The sequence below is a fragment of the Pseudomonas sp. Pseusp16 genome (genome assembly GCF_047324915.1).
GTDB lineage: Bacteria > Pseudomonadota > Gammaproteobacteria > Pseudomonadales > Pseudomonadaceae > Aquipseudomonas > Aquipseudomonas fluorescens_CD.
On record NZ_CP168522.1, the window covers coordinates 1118142 to 1141524 of the forward strand.

General features: G+C 60.5%; 19 protein-coding genes. 13 read left to right on the forward strand and 6 right to left on the reverse strand.

The window, feature by feature from the left end:
• Positions 1 to 10: 10 nt before the first annotated feature.
• Positions 11 to 625, forward strand: a complete 615-nt coding sequence (locus ACEN8Q_RS04935) for a GNAT family N-acetyltransferase (RefSeq protein ID WP_413424704.1) — start codon at positions 11 to 13, stop codon at positions 623 to 625.
• Here ACEN8Q_RS04935 and ACEN8Q_RS04940 read toward each other — a convergent pair.
• A complete protein-coding gene (locus tag ACEN8Q_RS04940) occupies positions 591 to 1484 on the reverse strand; it encodes a LysR family transcriptional regulator (protein ID WP_413424702.1) in 894 nt (297 codons plus the stop codon). The genes ACEN8Q_RS04935 and ACEN8Q_RS04940 overlap by 35 nt on opposite strands.
• Positions 1485 to 1572: 88 nt before the next feature.
• The gene (locus tag ACEN8Q_RS04945; RefSeq protein WP_413424700.1) at positions 1573 to 1800 is read right to left on the reverse strand and encodes a hypothetical protein; all 228 of its coding nucleotides are present in this window, start codon (positions 1798 to 1800) and stop codon (positions 1573 to 1575) included.
• Between the two features lie 175 nt (positions 1801 to 1975).
• Here ACEN8Q_RS04945 and ACEN8Q_RS04950 point away from each other — a divergent pair, with 175 nt between their 5' ends.
• The gene (locus ACEN8Q_RS04950) at positions 1976 to 2536 is read left to right on the forward strand and encodes an NADPH-dependent FMN reductase (protein WP_413424698.1); all 561 of its coding nucleotides are present in this window, start codon (positions 1976 to 1978) and stop codon (positions 2534 to 2536) included.
• Between the two features lie 195 nt (positions 2537 to 2731).
• On the opposite strand, the gene ACEN8Q_RS04955 is transcribed toward ACEN8Q_RS04950, so the two are convergent.
• A complete protein-coding gene (locus tag ACEN8Q_RS04955) occupies positions 2732 to 3682 on the reverse strand; it encodes a DUF1853 family protein (RefSeq protein ID WP_413424696.1) in 951 nt (316 codons plus the stop codon).
• Between the two features lie 117 nt (positions 3683 to 3799).
• Between ACEN8Q_RS04955 and ACEN8Q_RS04960 the strand changes: the two genes are divergently transcribed.
• Genes ACEN8Q_RS04960 through pepN form a run of 6 tightly spaced genes read left to right on the forward strand, consistent with a single transcriptional unit; the run spans position 3800 to position 10315 of the window.
• Positions 3800 to 4690 (forward strand): NAD(+) kinase, encoded by an 891-nt coding sequence (locus tag ACEN8Q_RS04960; RefSeq protein WP_008016128.1) that lies wholly within the window; start codon positions 3800 to 3802, stop codon positions 4688 to 4690.
• Positions 4690 to 5661, forward strand: coding sequence for a metallophosphoesterase (locus ACEN8Q_RS04965; protein WP_413704633.1), 972 nt, complete (start codon positions 4690 to 4692; stop codon positions 5659 to 5661). The genes ACEN8Q_RS04960 and ACEN8Q_RS04965 overlap by 1 nt, the downstream gene beginning before the upstream one ends.
• Positions 5658 to 6527, forward strand: a complete 870-nt coding sequence (locus ACEN8Q_RS04970; RefSeq protein ID WP_413424692.1) for a rhomboid family intramembrane serine protease — start codon at positions 5658 to 5660, stop codon at positions 6525 to 6527. The genes ACEN8Q_RS04965 and ACEN8Q_RS04970 overlap by 4 nt, the downstream gene beginning before the upstream one ends.
• Positions 6528 to 6559: 32 nt before the next feature.
• Positions 6560 to 6820, forward strand: coding sequence for a YeaC family protein (locus ACEN8Q_RS04975; RefSeq protein WP_060540507.1), 261 nt, complete (start codon positions 6560 to 6562; stop codon positions 6818 to 6820).
• The gene (locus ACEN8Q_RS04980; protein WP_413424690.1) at positions 6817 to 7647 is read left to right on the forward strand and encodes a DUF2797 domain-containing protein; all 831 of its coding nucleotides are present in this window, start codon (positions 6817 to 6819) and stop codon (positions 7645 to 7647) included. The genes ACEN8Q_RS04975 and ACEN8Q_RS04980 overlap by 4 nt, the downstream gene beginning before the upstream one ends.
• Positions 7648 to 7657: 10 nt before the next feature.
• Positions 7658 to 10315, forward strand: coding sequence for an aminopeptidase N (gene pepN / locus ACEN8Q_RS04985; protein WP_413704634.1), 2658 nt, complete (start codon positions 7658 to 7660; stop codon positions 10313 to 10315).
• A gap of 41 nt (positions 10316 to 10356) precedes the next feature.
• Here the strand turns inward: pepN and ACEN8Q_RS04990 are convergent, their stop codons facing one another.
• Positions 10357 to 12417 (reverse strand): hypothetical protein, encoded by a 2061-nt coding sequence (locus ACEN8Q_RS04990; protein ID WP_413704635.1) that lies wholly within the window; start codon positions 12415 to 12417, stop codon positions 10357 to 10359.
• Positions 12418 to 12792: 375 nt separating this feature from the next.
• Here ACEN8Q_RS04990 and ACEN8Q_RS04995 point away from each other — a divergent pair, with 375 nt between their 5' ends.
• Positions 12793 to 13845 (forward strand): WD40/YVTN/BNR-like repeat-containing protein, encoded by a 1053-nt coding sequence (locus ACEN8Q_RS04995; protein WP_413704636.1) that lies wholly within the window; start codon positions 12793 to 12795, stop codon positions 13843 to 13845.
• Positions 13846 to 13873: 28 nt separating this feature from the next.
• The gene (locus ACEN8Q_RS05000; protein WP_413704637.1) at positions 13874 to 16258 is read left to right on the forward strand and encodes an efflux RND transporter permease subunit; all 2385 of its coding nucleotides are present in this window, start codon (positions 13874 to 13876) and stop codon (positions 16256 to 16258) included.
• 170 nt (positions 16259 to 16428) lie between these two features.
• On the opposite strand, the gene ACEN8Q_RS05005 is transcribed toward ACEN8Q_RS05000, so the two are convergent.
• Entirely contained in the window at positions 16429 to 17148 is a 720-nt protein-coding gene (locus ACEN8Q_RS05005) for a FadR/GntR family transcriptional regulator (protein WP_032829613.1), read from the reverse strand.
• Positions 17149 to 17323: 175 nt separating this feature from the next.
• The gene (locus tag ACEN8Q_RS05010; RefSeq protein ID WP_413424680.1) at positions 17324 to 19060 is read right to left on the reverse strand and encodes an IlvD/Edd family dehydratase; all 1737 of its coding nucleotides are present in this window, start codon (positions 19058 to 19060) and stop codon (positions 17324 to 17326) included.
• Between the two features lie 194 nt (positions 19061 to 19254).
• Between ACEN8Q_RS05010 and ACEN8Q_RS05015 the strand changes: the two genes are divergently transcribed.
• From ACEN8Q_RS05015 to ACEN8Q_RS05025, 3 genes are all read left to right on the forward strand, one after another.
• A complete protein-coding gene (locus ACEN8Q_RS05015) occupies positions 19255 to 20577 on the forward strand; it encodes an MFS transporter (protein WP_413704638.1) in 1323 nt (440 codons plus the stop codon).
• Positions 20578 to 20751: 174 nt separating this feature from the next.
• Positions 20752 to 21744 (forward strand): AraD1 family protein, encoded by a 993-nt coding sequence (gene araD1, locus ACEN8Q_RS05020; RefSeq protein ID WP_413424676.1) that lies wholly within the window; start codon positions 20752 to 20754, stop codon positions 21742 to 21744.
• A 10-nt stretch (positions 21745 to 21754) separates the two neighbouring features.
• Entirely contained in the window at positions 21755 to 23335 is a 1581-nt protein-coding gene (locus ACEN8Q_RS05025) for an aldehyde dehydrogenase (NADP(+)) (protein ID WP_413704639.1), read from the forward strand.
• The last annotated feature ends 48 nt before the right edge of the window (positions 23336 to 23383 follow it).

The following is a 23383-nucleotide window of genomic DNA, read 5'->3' on the forward strand; positions in this document are numbered from 1 at the left end:
CTTTCCCAGTATGCAGCCGGTTATGAATCCGATTTACCCAGGCTTGTCGGTACGGGTTGCCGATGACGGTTTTGCCGCTTATATCTGGGGCAGTGATTTCAGTTTTGAAGTCGCGGCCTACGGTGCAGCCGAAATAGGTACGCCGGTGGCACAGTGGCCGGTTACACCGATTACGCCGTATCGCAAGTGCTATGGTATTGATCCGGAGGAGTTCAGCAGCTTTCGCGATGCCGCCGACAGCGCAATTTTCATGGCCTATCTGGATGACCAGCCCGTGGGGCATCTGGTGGTCAGCACCAACTGGAACGGCTTTGCCCATATCGACGAGCTGGCGGTGCATGCACCGGCCCGACGGCATGGAGTGGCCAAGGCCTTGCTGGATGTGGCGCAATTCTGGAGCCGCAAGAAAAAACTCCCGGGCATCATGCTCGAAACCCAGAACAACAACCTCGGGGCCTGCAGGCTTTATGAACGCTGCGGTTACGTGATTGGCGGGATTGACCAACTGCGTTATCGCGGGATCGATCCGAACACCGCCGAAGTGGCGCTGTTCTGGTATCGGCTGTTCGAAAACCCATTGGAAAACCCGCTCAGTTCGTCAGCATCGCCGCGGCTTGTTCCGTGACGATGGCCAACAGGGTCTGAACCGCCGCAGACGGTTCGGCGTTTTTCAGGGACAGGGCGTAGAGGCTGATCGGGACGGCGGGCGCCAGCGGGCAGGTGTCCAGTCCCGAGGCTTTGGCACCGAGGGCGGTGAAGGGGTCGACAATGGCCAGACCTTCGCCGGCCTCGACCATGCTGCGCATCATCTGATGCGTCTGGACCCGGGTCTGAATCACCGGAGCAGGGCGCAAGCCGTGCAGTTTGTTTTCCAGTGCCGGGCTCAGCGGGTCGTGCCCCTCCAGGCCGATCATTGATTGACCGGCCAGATCCTGCAGTGAAATGTATTTCTGCTTCGGTTGCAGCCAGCCATGGGGTGCGAGCAACTGAAGTTTGCCCTGGGCAATCACCTGGCAATCGAGGTCGGCGTGATCGGGGTCGTGCAGGCTCAGCCCCAGATCGCTTTCACGCAGCAGCAGGCTTCTGACGATGTCGCGGGTCGGCTGGCTCAGTAGTGTGCAAGGCGCGTCGGGCAGGCGTCGGCGCAGGGTCGCAATGCTGTGTGGCAACAATTGGTTGGCCAGAGGCGGGGTGCAGATGATGCGCAGCGGCGGCGCCAGGTATTGCCTGAGGCTGTTGGCCAGACGCTGTACGGGTTCGAGCGCGTCGTAGACCCGGGCAATTTCCACCTGCAATTCCCGCGCTTCACGGGTGGCCTGCAATCGTCCGCGCACGCTGGCGAACAGCATGAAACCCAACTGATCCTCAGCGTCGCGTAGCAAGCGTTCGACTTCGGTCACCGGCAACTGCAGCCATTCGGCGGCGGTGCCCAGGTGACCGGTCTGCAAGAGCGCCTGGATCACTTCGATATGGCGTAAGCGCATGCGTGAAGTCCATGTTCAGCAGGTGGAGGAGTCAGTCGCTGAATCCTACCCCAAGTCCGCGCATATGACTTCTGCTCATAACGATGAGTTATGAAACGCTGACGGTTTGCGGTTCGCGGATAATGGTAACGCCGGTTTGCACCAACAGAAATTCATTGTCGTCGACCTTGTTGACACGGTCGCCAATGGCCAGCTTGTAGGTGGTGACAGGCCCTGAACCGTCTACCGCCGGGGTGGATTCCTGGAACTCGTGCACCGAATAAATACGGCCTTGCGCGTCTCTTGCATGGAACTGACCGACGAGTACTGCTGCCATCTGCTTAGAACCTCTGGAGATAAATCACTCAATTTGCGGCTCTGTAGACCGTGACTGGGTGCGGTAAGTTTTCCTACAGGAAAAAAATAGTCAGGGGCGGCGTTTTCAGTCGCCCGCTGCTGGAATCGTCATCTATAACTACAAGCTCTTCCTATCGGACAGTCGAGAAATCCCCATGAGCAACGTCTATACGATCGCCGTCCTGGTCGGCAGCTTGAGAAAGGAATCGATCAACCGCAAGGTCGCTCGGGCCCTGATAGAGCTGGCGCCGGCCAATCTCAAGCTCAACATCGTCGAGATTGGCGATTTGCCGCTCTACAACGAAGACATCGATGGCGCTTCACCGCCGGCAGCCTACAGCACTTTCCGGCAACAGGTGAGTTCATCCGACGCGGTGCTGTTCGTGACCCCGGAATACAACCGATCGGTGCCGGCGCCGCTGAAAAACGCGATTGACGTGGGTTCGCGTCCGTATGGCAAAAGTGCCTGGAGCGGCAAACCGGGCGCCGTTATCAGCGTTTCGCCGGGGGCCGTCGGCGGGTTTGGGGCCAACCACAACCTGCGTCAATCCATGGTGTTTCTCAATGTGCCGATGATGCAGCAACCGGAGGCCTATCTGGGGAACGCCGGTTCGGCGTTCGACGAGGCGGGGAAATTGTCCGAGTCGGTCAAGCCGTTCCTGCAAAGTTTCATCAATGCCTATGGGCAATGGGTCGAGCAGCACAAGAAAGCTTGATGGTCATTGGCCGGTGTTTGTTCTGCGAAACGCTGGATAACCGGCGATGCGGTTTTCTGTTTAGGCCGTGTTGGCCCCTTCGCGAGCAAGCCCGCTCCCACAGGGATCTTCAGTGGATACAAGACTTGTGTTCGGCTGAGGCCCAATGTGGGAGCGGGCTTGCCCGCGAAGGGGCCGGCTCAGGCGATGCAAGGCTCAACTCTGCCCCGGTACATTCGGCCAAAGATCTGCCACCAGAAACAGGCGTTCAGCCTCTTCCCAGTCACCGTTGGCATTTTCCGTCAGGCGCACCAGCAGTTGTGCCGGCGCCAGCGGGTCCAGGTCATCGAGCCACGCCTGCATCTGTCCAGGGTTCCAGGTGTGCTCCGCCGAATAATGCGCCGGCGCCAGCCAGGCGTGGCGGGGCAGAGGTTGCCAGCGCCCCGGCGGGCTCTGGGCCAACAACGCTGGCCAATCCTTTTGATGCAGCCAGCGCCCCCGCAAATGCTGCGGATGCGCACCCAACGGTGGGGCGGCCTGTCCGGGCCACGGGTACAGCAGATAACCCCCCAGCCACAAGTGGGCACTGAACGCCTGGATATCCAGTCCCGCCAGCACTTCACGGCTCTCGGGGCGTGCGGAAATCGGCAGTTGATGCTGGCTCAGGTGCGCCAGTTTACGGTCGAGCCGATCGTGGCACCCCGGACCCAGCCACTGGGCGGTGTCGTGTCCGTCGCCAGATTGCGGGCCGAGGTAGAGCTTGATCGCCAGTTCCAGGTGATGCACGCCGTCGCGGTCGCGCAGCAGCATGTCCAGTTCACCCAGGGTGTGCCCCTCGCGCCGAATCGGCATGTTGGCGGCAATCAGTTCAATGCCAGGCGCATGCTGCACGGCGAATTGCCAGAGGCGTTCGTAGTACAGGCCCAGGCGCCGGGTTCGGGCCTGGGCCAGCCAGTGCAGCAGGCCGTAACTGTCGCGGTCCAGCTGCCGTAGCCAATGCTCGAGCTTTTGCGGTGCCAGCACCCAGTCGCTGCCGGCCAGCGGGTGGCGCTGCGGCCACGGGGTATCACCCAGCATCGGCGGCGCGAGGATGACCCACGCCAGGTCACGCACTTCGGGATGGCGTAACTGATGGGGCAGGTGGAGCAAATCCGGAAATAGCATCATCTTGCGAGCATAGCCCGAATCCCGGGCACACCCTTGAAGCTGAAAGGATTTTGTCTACGGCCGGCTTTCGCCCATAATCGTGATTTTCGCCGCCACACAGATCCCCGCAGGAGCCCCATGGAGCAATTTCGCAATATCGGCATCATCGGTCGCCTGGGCAGTTCCCAGGTGCTGGATACCGTCCGCCGACTGAAACGGTTTCTGCTCGATCGTCACCTGCACGTGATCCTCGAAGACACCATCGCCGAAGTGCTGCCAGGGCACGGCCTGCAAACCTCGTCACGCAAGATGCTCGGCGAAGTCTGCGACATGGTCATTGTGGTCGGTGGTGACGGCAGCCTGCTCGGTGCCGCCCGGGCGTTGGCAAAACACAATATTCCGGTGCTCGGCATCAACCGGGGCAGCCTGGGTTTCCTGACCGACATTCGCCCCGATGAGCTGGAAACCAAGGTCGCTGAAGTACTGGATGGCCACTATCTGGTGGAAAACCGCTTCCTGCTGCAGGCCGAAGTCCGCCGTCATGGCGAGGCCATCGGTCAGGGCGATGCCTTGAACGATGTGGTGCTGCACCCCGGCAAATCCACGCGAATGATCGAATTCGAGCTGTACATCGATGGCCAGTTCGTCTGCAGCCAGAAGGCCGACGGCCTGATCGTCGCCACACCGACCGGTTCGACCGCTTACGCGCTGTCGGCGGGCGGACCGATCATGCATCCCAAGCTAGACGCTATTGTGATCGTGCCGATGTACCCCCATACCTTGTCGGGTAGACCGATTGTGGTCGATGGCAACAGTGAGCTGAAAATCGTCGTGTCCAAGGATATGCAGATTTACCCGCAAGTCTCGTGTGACGGGCAGAACCACTTTACCTGCGCGCCCGGCGACACCATTACCGTCAGCAAAAAAGCCCAGAAACTGCGGCTGATTCATCCGCTTGACCACAACTACTATGAAGTCTGCCGCACCAAGCTCGGCTGGGGCAGCAAGTTGGGGGGTGGAGGCGACTGATGCTCGATCCCGCGCGTAGCTACGACCTGATCGGTGACGTGCATGGTTGCGCTCTGACCCTGGAGCACTTGCTCGACCGACTCGGTTATCACAAACAGGGCGGCGTCTGGCGACACGATTCGCGGATGGCGGTGTTCGTCGGCGACATCATCGACCGCGGCCCGCGGATTCGCGAGGCACTGCACATCGTCCACGACATGGTCGAGGCCGGTCACGCGTTGTGCATCATGGGCAACCATGAGTTCAACGCGCTGGGCTGGGTCACGCCGGCGCTGCCCGGCAGCGGCAAGCAGTTCGTGCGCGAGCACACACCGCGCCATGCCCGCCTGCTGCATGAAACCCTGACCCAGTTCGAACAGCATCCGGGTGACTGGCACGACTTCCAGCAATGGTTCTATGAGCTGCCATTGTTCGTCGATGCCGGGCGTTTTCGCGTGGTGCACGCCTGCTGGGATGCCGGGCTGATCGAGCCGCTGCGGGCGTTGTTCCCCAACGGTTGCGTCGACGAGCCTTTTCTCCAGGCGTCGGCGCAGTCGGGTTCGTTTGCCTGCACCGTGTTCGACCGGCTGCTGCGCGGCACGGACATGCGCTTGCCCCATGGCCTGACCATGACCAGTGGCGATGGTTTAGTGCGTTCGTTCTTCCGCACCAAGTTCTGGGAAGACGATCCGAAAACCTACGGCGACATCGTGTTCCAGCCGGATGCGCTGCCGGAGCCCGTGGCCCGGACACCGCTGACGTCCACTGAAAAGAACAGTTTGCTGCGCTATGGCATCGATGAGCCGCTGCTTTTCGTTGGCCATTACTGGCGCAGCGGCAAGCCGGCACCGATCCGGCCGAACCTGGCCTGTCTGGATTACAGCGCGGTGCTGTACGGCAAACTGGTTGCCTATCGACTGGATCAGGAAACCCGCCTGGATCCGCATAAATTCGTCTGGGTCGATGTCGAGCGGCCGGAGGTGCTGCAATGAGTGCTGTAGCGGTATTGCGTCTGCCATTGGCGGTGGACCTGAGCGGGTTCGTCACGCTGCTCAAACGCATGCAAGTGCCCCATCGGGTCAGTGAGGAAGCGGGCGAGCAGGTGCTGTGGGTGCCAGACAATATCAGCGAAGACGTGCGCGCGCTGTACGAACGCTTTCCGGCGGGCGATCCCGACCAGCAACTGGACATTCCGGTGGCGCAGACCATCAAGCGTCCGGGGTTCGTCGAGCAATTGAAATACGCCAGGGCCACCGCGCTGGTGCTGATGCTGAGCGTGATCGTCGGCGCGGTGACCTTGCTCGGCGACAACCTTGAAACCATGCGCTGGCTGACCTTCCTCGAATTCCGCGTGGTCGGCGAATACCTCCACTTCACGCCACTGGCCGACAGCCTGGCGGCGGGGCAGTGGTGGCGCCTGGTTACGCCGATGCTGATCCACTTCGGCATCCTGCACCTGGCGATGAACGGCATGTGGTACTGGGAACTGGGGCGGCGCATCGAGTCGCGCCAGGGCAGTATCAACCTGATCGGCCTGACCTTGCTGTTCAGCCTGGTGTCCAACTTCGCCCAGTATTACTTCAGCGGCCCGACCTTGTTCGGCGGCTTGTCCGGCGTACTGTACGGCCTGCTCGGACATTGCTGGATCTTCCAGCTGCTGGCGCCGAACCCGGCTTATCGCCTGCCGCGCGGTGTGCTGGTGATGATGCTGGTGTGGTTGCTGCTGTGCCTGTCCGGGCTGGTCTCGATGATCGGCTTCGGCGAAATCGCCAACGCGGCCCATGTCAGCGGGTTACTCATCGGATGCTTCACCGGTTTGTTGGGCGGTTTGTATAACCGCCGTAAACTGGCCGCCTAATTCAGACATGCAATAAAGAGCACGGAGACCTGATGTCCTCTTTTAACGAAATGATCAAAAACATCACCCCCGATATCTACGAGAGCCTGAAGCTGGCCGTGGAAATCGGCAAATGGTCCGACGGTGGCAAACTCACCGCCGAACAACGCGAGCTGTCGTTGCAGGCGATGATCGCCTGGGAAATCCAGAACCTGCCAGAGGACCAGCGTACCGGCTACATGGGGCCGCAGGAATGCGCCTCGAAGTCGATCGAAGTGCCGAATATCCTGTTCAAGTCGGATGCCATCCATTGATCGAGATTGGCCGCGGTGCAATCAGCAAAATGTCGGCGCGCCTTGACGGGCCGAACGTGCAATACGCTTTCCGTCTGGGCGAAACCGAGGTCCCGGTCAATCCGTTGATCGGCACCACGGTGCGCCTCGAATACCTGGGTGCGATTCACTGCATCCATTGCGCACGCAAGACCAAAACCAGTTTCAGCCAGGGTTACTGCTACCCGTGCATGACCAAACTGGCCCAGTGCGACGTGTGCATCATGAGCCCGGAGCGCTGCCACTTCGACGCCGGCACCTGCCGCGAGCCCGAATGGGGCGAGAAGTTCTGCATGACCGATCACGTGGTGTACCTGGCGAACTCGTCGGGGGTGAAAGTCGGGATTACCCGCGCCACCCAGTTGCCGACCCGCTGGCTCGACCAGGGTGCGAGCCAGGCCTTGCCGATCATGCGCGTATCGACCCGGCAACAGTCCGGTTTCGTCGAAGACCTGTTCCGTAGCCAGGTGGCCGACAAGACCAATTGGCGTGCTTTACTCAAGGGCGATGCGGCGGCCGTGAACCTGGCCGAGGTCCGCGACCGACTGTTCGACAGCTGCGCCGAGGGCCTGTTGGGACTGCAGCAACGATTTGGCTTGCAGGCGATCCAGACGGTTACCGACGTCGAACCGCTGGAAATCCGCTACCCGGTCGAGCAATACCCGGCGAAGATTGTCAGCTTCAACCTGGACAAGAACCCGATTGCCGAAGGCACGCTGATGGGGGTCAAGGGCCAATACCTGATCTTCGACACCGGCGTGATCAATATTCGTAAATACACGGCTTACCAGCTCGCCGTGCATCAGTAAGGACTCCAGCATGCGCACCGAACAACCGAAGATGATTTACCTGAAAGACTATCAGGCGCCCGAGTACCTGATCGACGAAACGCACCTGACCTTCGAGTTGTTCGAGGACCACAGCCTGGTCCATGCGCAACTGGTGATGCGCCGTAACCCCGAGCGCGGCCCGGGGCTGCCGCCACTGGTACTGGACGGCCAGCAGCTGGAGCTGTTGTCGGTCACCCTGGCCGACCGTGAGCTGGGCGCCGCCGACTACCAGTTGACTGAAAATCACCTGACCCTGCACCCGACCAGCACCACCTTCACGGTCGATACCAGCGTCCGGATCCACCCGGAAACCAACACCGCGCTGGAGGGCCTGTACAAGTCCGGCACGATGTTCTGCACCCAGTGCGAGGCCGAAGGCTTTCGCAAGATCACCTATTACCTCGACCGCCCGGACGTGATGAGCACGTTCACCACCACGGTCGTCGCCGAACAACACAGCTATCCGGTGCTGCTGTCCAACGGCAACCCGATCGCTTCCGGTCCCGGCGAAGATGGCCGGCACTGGGCGACCTGGGAAGACCCGTTCAAGAAACCGGCGTACCTGTTTGCGCTGGTCGCCGGCGACCTGTGGTGCGTCGAAGACAGCTTCACCACCATGAACGAGCGCACTGTGGCGCTGCGCATCTACGTCGAGCCGGAAAACATCGACAAGTGCCAGCACGCCATGAACAGCCTGAAGAAGTCCATGCGTTGGGACGAAGAGGTCTATGGTCGCGAGTACGATCTGGACATCTTCATGATCGTCGCCGTGAATGACTTCAATATGGGCGCCATGGAGAACAAGGGCCTCAACATCTTCAACTCCAGCGCCGTGCTGGCCAAGGCCGAAACCGCCACCGATGCCGCGCACCAGCGGGTCGAGGCGATCGTCGCCCACGAATACTTCCACAACTGGTCGGGCAACCGCGTGACCTGCCGCGACTGGTTCCAGCTGTCGCTCAAGGAAGGCTTCACCGTGTTCCGCGATGCCGGTTTCTCCTCGGACATGAACTCGGCCACGGTCAAGCGCATCCAGGACGTGGCGTACCTGCGCACCCACCAGTTCGCCGAGGACGCCGGCCCCATGGCCCACGCCGTGCGCCCGGACAGCTTCATCGAGATTTCCAACTTCTACACCCTGACCGTATATGAAAAGGGTTCGGAAGTGGTCGGCATGATCCACACCTTGCTCGGTGCCGAAGGCTTCCGCAAAGGCAGCGACCTGTACTTCGAACGCCACGACGGCCAGGCGGTGACCTGCGATGACTTCATCAAGGCAATGGAAGATGCCAATGGCGTCGACCTGACCCAGTTCAAGCGCTGGTACAGCCAGGCTGGCACACCGCGCCTGGCGGTGAGCGAGTCCTATGACGCGGCGGCAAAAACCTACAGCCTGACCTTCCGCCAGAGCTACCCGCAAACCCCGGACAAGGTTGAAAAACTGCCGTTCGTGATCCCTGTCGAACTGGGGCTGCTGGATGCCAAAGGGGCAGCGATTGCCCTGCGCCTGTCCGGTGAAGCCACTGCGCAAGGCACCTCGCGGGTCATTTCCGTGACCGAGGCCGAGCAGACCTTTACCTTCGTCGACATCGCTGAACAACCGCTGCCTTCGTTGCTGCGTGGTTTCTCCGCGCCGGTAAAACTGAGCTTCCCGTACAACCGCGACCAGTTGATGTTCCTGATGCAGCACGACAGCGACGGCTTCAACCGCTGGGATGCTGGTCAGCAACTGTCGGTGCAGGTGCTGCAAGAGTTGATCGCCCAGCAGCAGAAGGGCGAAGCGCTGGTACTTGATCAGCGCCTGGTGTCGGCACTGCGCACGGTGCTCGCGGATGAGTCGCTGGATCAGGCGATGGTGGCAGAAATGCTGTCGCTGCCGAGCGAGGCGTACCTGACCGAGATCAGTGAAGTGGCGGATGTCGACGCCATCCACATCGCCCGCGAGTTTGCCCGCAAGCAACTGGCCGACGTCCTGTTCGAAGGTCTGTGGCTGCGTTATCAGGCCAATCGCCAATTGTCGAAGCAGACGCCGTACGTGGCCGAAGCCGGGCATTTCGCTCGTCGTGCCCTGCAGAACATCGCGCTGTCGTACCTGATGCTCAGCGGCAAGCTGGAAGTATTGGCCGCAACCCTGGAGCAGTTCGACGCGTGCGACAACATGACCGAGCGCCTGACCGCACTCGCGGTGTTGGTCAATTCGCCGTTCGAAGCCGAGAAAGCCAAGGCGCTGGCCAGTTTTGCCGAGCACTTCATGGACAACCCGCTGGTCATGGATCAGTGGTTCAGCGTCCAGGCCGGCAGTGTGTTGCCAGGTGGTCTGGAGCGGGTTCGTCAGTTGATGCAGCATCCTGCATTCAACATCAAGAATCCGAACAAGGTGCGGGCACTGGTTGGTGCGTTCGCCGGGCAGAACCTGGTCAACTTCCATGCTGCCGATGGTTCGGGGTATCGCTTCCTCGCGGATCTGGTGATCGAGTTGAACGGTTTCAATCCGCAGATTGCTTCTCGCCAGTTGGCGCCTTTGACTCGCTGGCGCAAGTATGACGATGCTCGTCAGGCTTTGATGAAAGGCGAGCTGGAGCGAATTCGTGCTTCGGGGCAGTTGTCCAGCGATGTGTTTGAGGTGGTCAGCAAAAGCCTGGCCTGATTCTGACGCCGCGCAGTGCCAGTCACTGCGCGGCGAACAGGTTACAGCAGCAAGAAAAGCTTCGTGGCCAGTTCCTTGTCGATGTGGCCGCGGTAGATGTCGATTTTCTGGTGAGGGGTTTGTGCCTTGGCCAGTGCCGTGGCATTGGTTGCGAAGCGCTGTTCTTTGGTTTTCAGGCTGGCCGCAGTGTAGTCGACGTCGTCGCTATTTAATGTTTCGTAATGAAAGTGTGCATACCACAAGGGCCGATTCTCACGGTTCAACAGAACGTATTCCTGCAAAAAGTCCTGGCGTCCGGTTTTCAGTTGAATGCGCTCGCCGTTTTTTTGTGGATGAATTTCGTTGCGACTCAACAGATATTCTACGGCTGCGCTGGTAGGGGCTTGGGCCAGGGACATTTTGGTGCGCAGTTGCGTTGCCTTGTCGTTGATTGTTTGTGCCTGGCCCCGTAGCTTACTGACGAATGCGGCATCGTTTTGCGAGTTTGGCGGTGCGTGTTCATGGTCTTTCAGGCGGTCCGCATAGTCGATGAGATTCTTTGCCGTGTTCTGCAAGCTCTCTTCGATTCCCTTTGGGTGGCTCGTCCCTCGTGCGTAGCCTTCAAATTTTTGCATCAGTTCATCGATTTTTGCCAACGCCTTTCGAGCATCGCCCATGAGTTGCGGATAGGGAGTGGCTCGCGGTTTCGGTGCGGGTGTTCTGGCTTTTTCGATTTCTACCCAGGCATTCGGCTTATGTTCGTGGAAGGAGGCCAGTGGCTGGTCTTCGAAAGGGCTTTTGATGTCGACAATGTCTGCGCCCTGTTTGGCAACTCGCGGCCGGACGTCACCGATCATTGCGCCATTGACAGTTTTGATGACCCGCTTGCGGGAGGGCGATGAAGAGGGGCGGTTGGCGGGAAGTTGGTCCGCTGTCGATTTCGGGGAGGACCTTTCAGAGTCCGCCAGGTTCTGCAGCTCATCAGCCAGACGGCGCTCGGCATCATCGTGCAATTGTCCGACGATTTCACACAGACGGCTGAACGGGGCCAGCTGCAATTCCTCGGTTCTGAAAATGCCGATACTTGTGAGCCCGAGCTTTGCTGTGTCGTAGTGTTCGATCAGGTTGTCCAGTACGGCAATACGATCGCCGCTTTCATAGTGCTGTAAAGCTTGTAGCTCAATATGGGACGTGGACAACAACAGCAGTGGCTCTATAGCGCTGAACAGTGCTGCTGACGTGTCGCTGCCAGGTACTTTGGCACTGAGGGTGGGCAAAGTGACCACTTGGTTGAACCTGGTACGCAGAGCGGTCGCTTGATTATCGGGCCTGTTGCTGGTCAATCGCTGCCAGGCCTTGGCGCCCTGGGGTGACATCGATTTAAGTTCGTGAAGCAGGTTCCCCACCTCTTCATGGAGCTTTATCAACGTCTCGTAGATTTCGGAGCTCTTGCCCATGTATTCCAACAGACCATCCACTACGACAGTGCCTTCGGTGTGCATGGCTGTGTAGATCTGCAAAGCATTACTGTTGGAATGGGGGTAATTGCGCTCAGTGGCTTCGAGATCCAGGCCTGCTATGGCGATTAACGCCCTAACATTGTTGACAAGACTATTCAGCAGGTCGCACTGGAGTTGAGTAGTGTAAGGATCAACCCTCAGCTCATCCAGTTTCCTGGTCTCGGCCAGCAGCGTGACATAGCTTGTGCTTTGAGTGTCGAGTTCGACGACGTAACGTTGCCTGAACTTCGCCCGCTCTTGTTCGGAGCATGACGGATCGTTTTGTTTGCTCAGCATGACGTTGTACGTGACATCAACGCGTTTTTGCATTTGCTCCTGTTGCCCCAGGTATTTCTGGATATTCTGCGTCAGTTCAGCAGTGCGCTGCTGCTTTTGGTCCTTCATCGCGGCGATTCTATTCTTACGGCCATCCCCGGGCGGCTTCGGTCCCGCCACAGATGAGTCACGCACTGGCTTTTTTTCCGCTGATTGCACGGGCGACACTAATTCCGCCTGTCCCTGGCAAACGAGTTTCACCGCTTGTGCAATGGGTGTGGGGTCTATTGGACGGTCGTTGTTTGCGGGAGGGCGGCTGGATGAGGAGCCGCTTGCAGATGGAATCATTTCTTGCCGTCCATGGGGAGTCGATGCGTACCACCATAGGGGGGACGGCAAGTCGGGTTCTGACAAAAAACGCTCATGGTTACAATTCGCTTGGCGGCATGAGTAAGCCAAACACGGGCATAGGCCGTCCATAGACACTCGATCACCCTCCGCAATACCCGACCATTCACCCGGGCCGCATCTACCCCCGGTTAACAAAACATAACGTGGCGTCGATTGTCAGACATTAAAAAACACCGATAGGATAAGCCAGCTTCCGAAGGGGCTCTGGATTGCGGGTTTCAGGACTATGCTCTGAAACAGCCGGTCCAGACACGCACCCTTGCGGCGCCCAGAAAGGTTGAACGACCTAACAATAATAATGGGGGAAGGTCTATGAGTGAGCCTGTCATGGGTGTGGGTATCTGCCGCCCGCTGGCACTACGCAAATTCGCGTTGCTGGCTACAGCGCTCTCGCTGTTGGGCTGTGCCGCGTGGTCGGCGCCTGTACTGGCGGCTGACGCGCCGGCAGCCGACGTTGTTTATTCCGTTGAATCGGCCAAGGCCAGCAAAAGCCTGGTCCTCGACGTCGTGCACGCGGGCAAGCGCCTGGTGGCGGTCGGGGATCGTGGGCACATCCTGTATTCCGATGACCAGGGCGCCACCTGGACCCAGGCCAAGGTCCCGACCCGGGCCCTGCTCACGTCGGTGTTCTTTGTCGATGACAAGCACGGCTGGGCCGTCGGCCATGACGCGCAGATCCTCGCCAGCGAGGACGGTGGTACGACCTGGACCAAGCAGTTCGAAGATCTGAAACGCGAATCGCCGCTGCTCGATGTCTGGTTCCAGGACGTCAACAGCGGCTTTGCCGTGGGCGCTTACGGCTCTTTGATGGAAACCACCGACGGTGGCAAACATTGGGAAGACGCCAGCGACCGCCTGGACAACGAAGACCAGTACCACCTGAACGCGATTGCCGCGGTCAAGGATGCCGGGCTGTTCATCGTCGGCGAGCAGGGCAGCATGTTCCGCTCAGCGGACTGGGGCCAGACCTGGGAGAAACTCGAGGGTCCGTACGAAGGCTCGCTGTTTGGCGTGATCGGCACGGCACAGCCCAATACGCTGCTGGCCTACGGACTGCGCGGCAACCTTTACCGTTCCACGGATTTCGGCAGCACCTGGGAGCAAGTCGAGCTCAAGGCCGAACGTGGCGACCTGGAGTTCGGGTTGTCCGGCGGCACGCTGCTCGACGATGGTTCCATCGTGATCGTCGGCAACGGCGGCTCGGTGATTCGCAGCAGCGACGATGGCGAAACCTTCACGGTGGTCAACCGTCCGGACCGTATTTCCGTCTCGGCAGTGACTGCGGCAGGCAATGGCAATCTGGTTCTGGCCGGGCAGGGCGGCGTTCGCGTCACTTCGCCGAACGGCACCGAGTCGGGCAAATGAGCCGGGTTAATAACAAGAAGGCGGAGCTATGACTTCCTTGAGTACTCATCACCAGGACAAGGCGACGTTCCTCGAGCGCCTGATCTTCAACAACCGCCCGGCAGTGATCACGATCTGCCTGCTGGTCAGTATCTTCCTGTTCTGGCAGGCCACGCTGATTCGTCCGTCCACCAGTTTCGAAAAGATGATCCCGCTGGAGCATCCCTTCATCCAGAAGATGATGGAGCACCGCAATGACCTGACGAACCTGGGCAACACCGTGCGGATTTCGGTGGAGGCCACCGACGGCGATATCTTCTCCAAGGAGTACATGGAGACCCTGCGTCAGATCAACGACGAGGTGTTCTACATCTCCGGTGTCGACCGTTCCGGCCTCAAGTCGCTGTGGAGCCCGAGCGTTCGCTGGACCGAAGTGACGGAAGAGGGCTTCGCCGGCGGTGAAGTGATTCCGCAAAGCTACAACGGCTCCCAGGCCAGCCTCGATTTGCTGCGCAACAACGTGCTCAAGTCCGGACAGATCGGGCGTCTGGTGGCCAACGACTTCAAGTCGAGCATCGTCGACATTCCGTTGCTGGAGTCCTACCCTGACCCGCAAGACCAGGGCAAGCTGCTGGCGCTGGACTATCGCAAGTTCTCCCACGAGCTTGAAGACAAGATCCGCACCAAGTTCGAAGCACAGAACCCGAACGTGAAGATCCACATCGTCGGTTTCGCCAAGAAAGTCGGCGACCTGATCGATGGCCTGGTGATGGTGGTGATGTTCTTCGGAATTGCCTTTGTCATCACCCTGATCCTCCTGCTGTGGTTCACCAACTGCCTGCGCAGTACCGTCGCCGTGTTGAGCACGACGCTGGTGGCGGTGGTCTGGCAACTGGGGTTGATGCACTTCTTCGGTTTCGGGCTCGACCCCTATTCGATGCTGGTGCCGTTCCTGATCTTCGCCATCGGTATTTCCCACGGCGTGCAGAAGATCAACGGCATCGCCCTGCAATCGAGTGAAGCGGACAACGCCCTGACGGCGGCGCGCCGGACGTTCCGTCAATTGTTCTTGCCGGGGATGATCGCGATCCTCGCCGATGCGGTGGGTTTCATCACGCTGCTGATCATCGATATCGGCGTGATCCGTGAGCTGGCGATTGGCGCGTCCATCGGTGTGGCGGTGATCGTGTTCACCAACCTGATCCTGCTGCCGGTGGCGATTTCCTATGTCGGCATCAGCAAGCGTGCCGTGGCCCGCAGCAAGAAAGACGCAACCCGCGAACATCCGTTCTGGCGCTTGCTGGCGAATTTCGCCAGCGCCAAAGTTGCACCGGTTTCCATCCTGCTGGCGCTGATCGCCTTTGGTGGCGGCCTCTGGTACAGCCAGAACCTGAAGATCGGCGACCTCGACCAGGGTGCCCCGGAGCTGCGTCCGGACTCGCGCTACAACAAGGACAACAACTTCATCATCAATAACTACTCCACCAGTTCCGATGTGTTGGTGGTGATGGTCAAGACCAAGGCCGAAGGTTGCTCGCGCTACGAAGCCATGGCGCCGATCGACGAATTGATGTGGAAGATGCAGAACACCGAGGGCGTGCAGTCGGCGATCTCGCTGGTGACCGTGTCCAAGCAGATGATCAAGGGCATGAACGAGGGCAACCTGAAATGGGAAACCCTGTCGCGTAACCCTGATGTGCTGAACAACTCCATTGCCCGTGCGGATGGCCTGTACAACAACAGCTGTTCCCTGGCGCCGGTGCTGGTGTTCCTCAACGATCACAAGGCCGAGACCCTGGATCGCGCGGTGCATGCGGTGCAGGAGTTCGCCAAGGAAAACAACAAGGAAGGCCTGGAGTTCATCCTCGCGGCCGGTAACGCCGGTATCGAGGCGGCCACCAACGAGGTGATCAAGAAGTCCGAGCTGACCATCCTGATCCTGGTGTACATCTGCGTCGCGGTCATGTGCATGATCACTTTCCGCTCTTGGGCGGCGACCCTGTGCATCGTGCTGCCGCTGGTGCTGACCTCGGTACTCGGCAACGCCCTGATGGCTTTCATGGGTATCGGCGTGAAAGTGGCGACCCTGCCGGTCGTGGCGCTTGGGGTGGGGATCGGCGTGGACTACGGCATCTACATCTACAGCCGCCTGGAAAGCTTCCTGCGTGCCGGCCTGCCGCTGCAAGAGGCGTACTACCAGACGCTGAAGTCCACCGGCAAGGCCGTGCTGTTCACCGGTCTGTGCCTGGCCATCGGCGTGTGCACCTGGATCTTCTCGGCCATCAAGTTCCAGGCCGACATGGGGCTGATGCTGACCTTCATGCTGTTGTGGAACATGTTCGGTGCGCTGTGGCTGTTGCCGGCACTGGCGCGGTTCCTGATCAAGCCTGAGAAGCTGGCGGGGCAGAAAGGCAATTCGTTGTTCGCCCACTGATCCAGGCTGAAATGAAAAAGCCGCAACCTCAGGGTTGCGGCTTTTTTTATATCTCAAATTCGCACCAGTCCCTGTTGTAGGAGCGAGCTTGCTCGCGATGGTGTGTCAGCTACATTGACTCCGACTGATACTCCATCGCGAGCAAGCTCGCTCCTACTAGGGGCCGGTAATCAGGCGGGATCGCTGCCCAGCACCACATTCAACGCACTGCGCGCATCATCGAGTTGCACCAGCGTCGCATGCCGCGCACCGAGGGCGTCGCGGTTTTCGATGGCGGTCAGGATCGCCTTGTGCCGGGGCAGCGCCAGTTCATGCAGGTTCGGCCGTTGGTTCGAGTGCTTCAAGGCTTCGGCGATAGCCACCGAGAGCATATTGCACAGGTTGGCCAGCAAGTCGTTGTGCGTTGCGTCGGCGATGCGACTGTGGAAGTCCAGGTCAGGTTGCAACAGTGCCTCCGGCGTCGGCGCAGCTTCCATGCGCTGGTAGGCCTCACCGATGGAGGCAATGTCTGCTTCCGTGGCGAATTGCGCGGCGAGGGCGGCAGCGGCCGGTTCGATGATGCTGCGCACACTGGTCAGCAAGTCGAAAAACTGATTCTGCGGGCTGCTCTGCATCAACCAGTGCAGCACGTCCGGGTCGAGCATGTGCCAGTCCTTGCGCGGCTTGACCACGGTGCCGACTCGCGGGCGGGAATACACCAGGCCCTTGGCAACCAGTACCCGGGTGGCTTCACGCAGCACCGGTCGGCTGACCGCATATTCTTCGCACAACAGCGCCTCGGCGGGCAGTTTGTCGTCCGGCAGGAAACGTCCCGAGACGATCTGCATCCCCAGTTCCTGGACGATGCGCGAGTGCATGCTTTTGCGGTCGGAGGGTTTGCGGTAATCCATGGGGAACGGCGCGGTCCTGTGCGAATAGGTGTCGCGCATGATAGCAGGCGCGGCGAGTCGACTGTAGGAGCGAGCTCGCTCGCGATGGACGTCAACGATAACGTGGGGAACCTGACACCCCGCGGCGGTCTCGGGTCCATCGCGAGCAAGCTCGCTCCTACAGGGGGAGGTGGTGTCAGTGGGAATGACGCGGCACTTCGGCTCCGCGGCAGCCGACCAGGAAGTCGAAGTCGCAACCCTGGTCCGCTTGCAGCACGTGGTCGATGTACAGCTGACGGTAGCCACCCACCAGCAACTGCTGTGGCGGTTGCAGGTCGGCCATGCGCGCGGCCAGTTCGGCGTCCGGAATGTCCAGGTGCAAGCGGCCGCTGGCGCAATCGAGTTCGATCCAGTCGCCTTCCTTCACCGCGGCCAGCGGTCCGCCGGCGGCGGCCTCTGGGGCGACGTGCAGGACAACGGTACCGTATGCCGTGCCGCTCATGCGCGCATCGGAAATACGCACCATGTCGGTCACGCCCTGGGCCAGCAGCTTGGCCGGCAAGCCCATGTTGCCCACTTCGGCCATGCCGGGATAACCCTTCGGCCCGCAGTTTTTCATCACCAGGATCGAGTCGGCATCCACGTCCAGTTCCGGGTCGTTGATTCGCGCCTTGTACATGTCGAAGTTCTCGAACACCACCGCGCGGCCGCGATGCTGCATCAGTTCCGGCGTGGCAGCGGATGGCTTGAGCACAGCGCCCAGCGGTGCCAGGTTGCCGCGCAGCACACAGATACCGCCATCGGCACGGATCGGGTTGTTTAGGGTGCGGATCACTTCGTCTTCGCCGTAGATCGGCGCGTCCCTGGTGTTCTCGCCGATGGATTTGCCGTTGACGGTCAAGGCATTCGGGTTCGGGATCAGATTGGCTTCGCCGAGGCGGCGCAGTACCGCAGGCAATCCACCGGCGTAGTAGAACTCTTCCATCAGGAAGCGCCCGGAAGGTTGCAGGTCGACGATGGTCGGCATGCCACGGCCGATACGGGTCCAGTCGTCCAGGTCCAGTTCAACCCCGATGCGCCCGGCGATGGCTTTCAGGTGGATCACCGCGTTGGTCGAACCGCCGATGGCGGCATTGACGCGAATGGCATTTTCGAAGGCTTCCCTGGTGAGGATCTTCGACAGCTTCAAGTCTTCGCGCACCATCTCCACCGCACGCATGCCGGACATGTGCGCCAACACGTAGCGGCGTGCATCAACGGCGGGAATCGCCGCGTTGTGGGGCAGGGAAGTACCGAGTGCTTCGGCCATGCAGGCCATGGTCGAGGCGGTGCCCATGGTGTTGCAGGTGCCGGCCGAGCGAGACATGCCGCCCTCGGCCGCAAGGAAGTCATCGATGCTGATGGTGCCGGCCTTGACCTGTTCGCTGAGCTGCCAGACCACGGTGCCGGAGCCGATGTCCTTGCCCTTGTGCTTGCCGTTGAGCATCGGCCCGCCAGTGACGACGATGGCCGGCACGTCGCAACTGGCGGCGCCCATCAGTAGCGCCGGAGTGGTCTTGTCGCAACCGGTCAGCAGCACGACGCCGTCAATCGGGTTGCCGCGAATGGCTTCTTCCACGTCCATGCTCGCCAGGTTGCGGGTGAGCATGGCGGTCGGGCGCAGGTTCGATTCGCCGTTGGAGAACACCGGAAACTCCACCGGGAAGCCGCCGGCCTCGATCACTCCGCGTTTGACGTGCTCGGCAATCTGGCGGAAGTGCGCGTTGCACGGGGTCAGTTCCGACCAGGTGTTGCAGATGCCGATGATCGGCTTGCCATGGAACTGGTGGTCGGCGATGCCCTGATTCTTCATCCAGCTGCGGTACATGAAGCCGTTCTTGTCGGCGGTGCCAAACCATTGGGCCGAGCGCAGGGTGGGTTTCTTATCAGACATGATCGATTCTCTTATTGTATGACTATATTGTTCGAGCTGAGGCGTAACATAAGCGCAATTTGCACTGTTTGGAAGTGTTGTTGATCAAATAGTATTACTATATAGTCCGCTCAAACGGAGGGATGGCCCTGGCGAACATTTCGCGAGAGGCGTCCCCCGAGGTTCTATAACAACAACAATCGGAGACCGATCTCATGAGCCAGGAACTGCGGCTTATCCGTCGCATTACGTTGAAACTGATTCCCTTCCTGATCCTGCTGTACCTGATCGCCTATGTGGACCGCTCCGCCGTGGGGTTCGCCAAGCTGCACATGGGTGCCGACATCGGTCTGGGCGATGCGGCTTACGGCCTGGGCGCAGGGCTGTTCTTCATCGGTTACTTCCTGCTGGAAATCCCCAGTAACCTGATGCTCGATCGCTTCGGTGCCCGGCGCTGGTTCGCGCGAATCATGGTCACCTGGGGCGCCATCACCATCGGCATGGCGTTCGTCCAGGGACCGAACAGTTTCTATCTGATGCGTTTCCTGCTCGGTGCCGCCGAGGCCGGGTTCTTTCCGGGTGTCCTGTACTACATCACCCAATGGTTCCCGGTGCGCCATCGCGGCAAGATCCTCGGGTTGTTCATCCTGTCGCAACCCATTGCGATGATGATCACCGGCCCGGTGTCCGGTGGCTTGCTGGGCATGGACGGTGTGCTGGGGCTGCACGGCTGGCAGTGGCTGTTCATCGTCATCGGTACCCCGGCGATCCTGTTGACCTGGCCGGTACTGCGTTACCTGCCGGACGGCCCGCAACAAGTGAAGTGGATGGACCAGGCGGAAAAGGACTGGCTCAGTGGTGAGCTGAAAAAGGATCTGGACGCGTACGGCCAGACCCGCCATGGCAATCCGCTGCACGCCCTCAAGGACAAGCGCGTGCTGCTGTTGGCGCTGTTCTACCTGCCGGTGACGCTGAGCATCTATGGCCTGGGTTTGTGGCTGCCGACCCTGATCAAGCAGTTTGGCGGCAGCGACCTGGTGACCGGATTCGTCTCGGCGGTGCCGTACATCTTTGGCATCGTCGGTCTGCTGATCATCCCGCGCAGTTCCGACCGCTTGAACGACCGCTACGGCCACCTCGCCGTGCTTTACGTGCTCGGTGCGATCGGCCTGTTCCTCAGCGCCTGGCTGTCGGTGCCGGTGCTGCAACTGGCGACGTTGTGCCTGGTGGCATTCGCACTGTTCTCCTGCACGGCCGTGTTCTGGACCTTGCCGGGCCGCTTCTTTGCCGGCGCCAGTGCAGCGGCGGGGATCGCCTTGATCAACTCGGTGGGCAACCTCGGTGGCTACCTCGGTCCATTCGTGATCGGCGCACTCAAGGAATACACCGGCAACCTGGCTTCGGGCCTGTACTTCCTGTCTGGCGTGATGGTGTTCGGGCTGGTGTTGACCGGTGTGGTGTATCGCTTGCTGGAACGCCGGCACGTGTTGCCGGCCGATGAATTTGCGGCGAGTGCGCGTGGGGCGTCGCGTACCTGATTTTGAGGATTTACGCCGACCGAATGTGGGAGCGGGCTTGCTCGCGAAAGCGGAGTGTCAGTCACCGATGATGTCGGGTATGACGACCTCTTCGCGAGCAAGTCGGATCGCCGCACCGCCGCTCCCACATTGGTTCTGCAGCGTTTTGAAGAATTGTTTTACAGGAGAGAATTCATGCGTTTGGTTCAGTTCGAATTGAGTAACGGCGAACGCCGTGTCGGCGTTGTCGAGGACGGTTTGGTCCGTGAAGTGCAGGACGCGCGCACGGCTCGCGATCTGGCATTGGCGGCGATCGAGGCGGGCGCCAGCCTTGAGCAACAGGTGCAAGGTCTGGGGCTGGGCATCAGCCATGATTATGCCGAACTGCTGGCGAAACGGCGCATCCTGCCGCCGCTGGACCATCCGGATCCGGCGCACATGCTCATCAGCGGCACAGGCCTGACCCATCTGGGCAGCGCCTCGGCCCGGGACAAGATGCATCAGCAAAGTGGCGACGAAGCGGCGATGACCGACACCATGCGCATCTTCAAATGGGGCGTGGAGGGCGGCAAACCGGCGGCGGATGAAGCCGGTGTGCAACCGGAATGGTTCTACAAGGGCGACGGCAGCATTGTCGTGCGGCCAGGTCAACCTTTTCCGCTACCGCCATTCGCCGAAGATGCCGGTGAAGAGCCCGAGATCAGTGGCCTGTACGTGATCGGCCAAGACCGCAAACCGTATCGCCTGGGCTTTGCCGTGGGTAACGAATTCTCCGATCACGTCATGGAACGCAAGAACTACCTGTATCTGGCTCACTCGAAACTGCGCAGTTGCAGCTATGGCCCGGAACTGCGGGTCGGCGAACTGCCGCAGCATCTGGCGGGCACCAGCCGCATCCTGCGCGACGGCGAAGTGCTATGGCAAAACGAGTTTCTCAGTGGTGAGGCGAACATGTGCCACAGCCTCGCCAACCTGGAATTCCATCATTTCAAGTACAGCCAGTTCCTGCGCCCGGGGGATGTGCATGTTCACTTCTTCGGCACCGCGACCCTGTCCTTTGCCGACGGCATTCGCACGCAACCGGGTGACGTGTTCGAGATCACCCAGGCCGAATTCGGCGCGCCGTTGATCAACGGCATCGCACCCGTCGCTGCGGCTTTCGAGCCCGGCACCGTCGGCACACTTTGAGGACTCACCCATGACCCGGATTCTTGGTCACAACTACATCGGCGGCCAACGCAGCGCTGCCGGCAGCATCAAGTTGCAGAGTGTCGATGCGACGACGGGCGAGGCCTTGTCCGGCGATTTTTATCAGGCGACACCGCTGGAAGTCGCTGCGGCGGCCGCCGCTGCAGCGGCCGCGTATCCGGCCTATCGCAGCCTGAGCGCGGAGCGACGGGCGCAGTTTCTCGATGCGATTGCCGATGAACTGGATGCCCTCGGTGATGATTTTGTCGCTGTGGTCTGCCGCGAAACAGCGTTGCCCGCAGGCCGGATTCAAGGTGAGCGTGGACGCACCAGCGGCCAGATGCGCCTGTTTGCCAAAGTCTTGCGTCGCGGTGATTTCTACGGTGCACGGATCGACCGGGCATTACCGGAGCGTCAGCCGTTGCCGCGTCCGGATCTGCGTCAATACCGTATCGGCCTCGGGCCGGTGGCTGTGTTCGGTGCCAGCAACTTTCCGCTGGCGTTCTCCACCGCCGGCGGCGATACCGCATCGGCACTCGCCGCCGGATGCCCGGTGGTGTTCAAGGCCCACAGCGGTCACATGGCCACGGCCGAGCAGGTGGCCGACGTAATCATTCGTGCCGCCGAGAAAACCGGCATGCCGGCGGGCGTGTTCAACATGATCTACGGCGCGGGTGTCGGCGAGACACTGGTCAAGCATCCGGCGATCCAGGCCGTGGGTTTCACTGGTTCGCTCAAGGGCGGTCGAGCCTTGTGCGACATGGCCGCGGCACGTGCGCAACCGATTCCGGTGTTCGCCGAGATGTCGAGCATCAACCCGGTGATCGTGTTGCCCGAGGCCTTGCAGGCGCGGGCGGACTCGATCGCCCGGGATCTCACGGCGTCGGTGGTCCAGGGCTGCGGGCAGTTCTGCACCAATCCCGGTTTGGTGATTGGCATTCGCTCTGCTTCGTTCAGCGCATTTGTGCAGCAAGTAGCCGGGTTGATGGCGGATCAACCGGCGCAAACCATGCTCAACGCCGGAACCTTGGGCAGCTATGGCCAAGGCTTGCAAAAACTGCTCGCGCATCCGGGCGTCAAGCACCTGGCCGGTCATCCGCAGCAGGGCAACCAGGCGCAGCCGCAGTTGTTCAAGGCCGATGTCAGCTTGCTGATCGACGGCGATGAAGTGCTGCAGGAGGAAGTGTTCGGTCCGGCCACCGTGGTGGTTGAGGTGGCCGATCACGCGCAACTGATGGCCGCCTTGAACGGCCTGCACGGCCAATTGACCGCCACCCTCATTGGCGAGCCGGCGGACTTCGAGCAGTTCACCGGGCTGACTGCGATGCTGGAACAGAAGGTCGGGCGAATCCTGCTCAATGGCTATCCGACTGGCGTGGAGGTCTGTGATTCGATGGTCCACGGCGGGCCTTACCCGGCAACGTCCGATGCGCGTGGTACGTCGGTGGGCACACTGGCCATCGATCGCTTCCTGCGACCGGTGTGCTTGCAGAACTACCCCGACAATCTGCTGCCGGATGCGCTGAAGAACGGCAATCCGATGCGTATCCAGCGACTGGTGGATGGCCAGCCATCGCGTGAGGCGCTGTAACAGACCAATACAATCCCTGTGGGAGCGGGCTTGCTCGCGAATGCAATT